The 1636-nt window shown below is 31.9% G+C and carries 3 protein-coding genes; all 3 read right to left on the reverse strand.

Going from position 1 to position 1636, the window contains the following annotated elements; translation table 11 throughout:
• Positions 1 to 194: 194 nt before the first annotated feature.
• Genes ACJROP_RS00570 through ACJROP_RS00580 form a run of 3 tightly spaced genes read right to left on the reverse strand, consistent with a single transcriptional unit; the run spans position 195 to position 1494 of the window.
• Positions 195 to 677 (reverse strand): hypothetical protein, encoded by a 483-nt coding sequence (locus tag ACJROP_RS00570; RefSeq protein ID WP_406533576.1) that lies wholly within the window; start codon positions 675 to 677, stop codon positions 195 to 197.
• A 58-nt stretch (positions 678 to 735) separates the two neighbouring features.
• On the reverse strand, positions 736 to 1047 hold the full coding sequence (locus tag ACJROP_RS00575) for a hypothetical protein (protein WP_406533577.1): 312 nt from the start codon (positions 1045 to 1047) through the stop codon (positions 736 to 738).
• Positions 1048 to 1071: 24 nt separating this feature from the next.
• Positions 1072 to 1494, reverse strand: a complete 423-nt coding sequence (locus ACJROP_RS00580; protein ID WP_406533578.1) for a hypothetical protein — start codon at positions 1492 to 1494, stop codon at positions 1072 to 1074.
• Positions 1495 to 1636: the final 142 nt, after the last annotated feature.

Consider the following 1636-nt stretch of genomic DNA (forward strand, 5'->3'; position numbering starts at 1 on the left):
GGTTTAGCAACTCCATTTTAACTCTTTTTGGTGTCGTTGTCTTTATTTATTTTTGTGCATTTTTCAGATTTGCTCATTTATAGTTTAAGAAAAAATACCGACTTCCTTTTCACGGAAAGTCGATACTTTTTTGTGTAACACAATTTTTGGGATAGTTCAATCTGAAAAGCGGAACCGGTTCCTGTTTTCGTAAATCAAAGCTTAGAAAATTTCTTTTTTTCAATTCGGACAATTTCTTTTTTTATCTTATCAACCCATTCATTATCCTGTCCGGAAATTATAAAAACATTAAAACCATATATTTTCCCGTTTTGCATAACGCTGATGTCATCATCTATATGCAGGTCTATTCTGTATTTACTCGGATATTTTGACGGCATACCTTCCGAATGACCAACTTGAACCTCGTCAGCGTGTCTTTGACCGTTGATAACATTATCAATTTTCACGCCATATAAACGAAATAACCTTTTTATATAACCAACAGACCGATATGATGTTGTATATATCCACAATCCCATACCTCTTTTACGAATATATTTCATCAGTTCGATACTTCCCAATCTAAGTCTTTCTTTATATATTACATTAAACGGAAATGGTAAAGGCTTTTCGACATCAAATTTATCTTCCGATACAAATAATGTATCATCTAAATCAAATGATATTATCATCAACAGCCCTCCCAAGTCAATAGCTTTAAATTTTAACATATACAAAAAATCAATACTGAACTTAATACAAATAAAGAAGATTATCGCTTGAAAACGATATGTTTATAATTGGCGTACAGAGTATAATACAAGTACATCCAATACCGATAAAATCCATTTTATGTCCATAAATATAAAAATATAAAGGTGTCACGAAATCACCTGATATATTATATAATTTATCATCCGATGAAAAATTAGTCAATGCTCTGCCCATCAATAACATTTGATTTTCACCAATCTGAATTGTGTTAAGAATTTCACTATTGACAGGAATATCCGAGTAAAGTATGCCATTCTTTAAGCAAGCAAAAACTTGAAATGCTTCTTTCATTTGAATTACACCCCTAAATTCTATTTATACCGCTATGAAGTTACCTTCTTCGGGAATGTCATCAGGAGTAATCCAATTAACCTCTGCACATAATTTTTGAAAATTGATATATTCTTCAATAGACTTCCATGCAAGATGAGCAGGTATAAACAGTCCCTTTGAGATATAAAGACCGTCACCCCATACATCTACTACTTCACTCAATAAATCTTTATCACCTAAAGACAAGTGTATATCTTCACTGTCTGTAATTCCAACATAAAAACCCAGTCCTTTTTCGGCACAAATGCAAATAGAAGTATCAGGTATCCCAATAGACAGATAACCAACAAAATCGGGAATTACATCGTTTTTCACGAGAATGCTTTTTAATTCTGCCAATGATTCAACCTCTCCCGTCAATGAGTTGTAACCGTTTTCAGTTGTGTCAATGTTATAATATATCACAGCAATTCACTCCTTGAATTTTAATTTTATGCACCAAAAACTGTGCCAATAAAATGATATACTCTCAACTGAAAACATTTAGCAAAAAATCAAATTCATACTTTCATATCGAGAATGATTGAGGTATAATGGTATCAATATG

Origin of the sequence: Methanobrevibacter sp. (assembly GCF_045220775.1) — an archaeon.
Classification (GTDB): domain Archaea; phylum Methanobacteriota; class Methanobacteria; order Methanobacteriales; family Methanobacteriaceae; genus Methanocatella.

Coding starts and splice junctions, on each gene's coding strand:
- ACJROP_RS00575 (WP_406533577.1), bottom strand. CDS start 1,047: ATGAAAGAAGCATTTCAAGTTTTTGCTTGCTTAAAGAATGGCATACTT.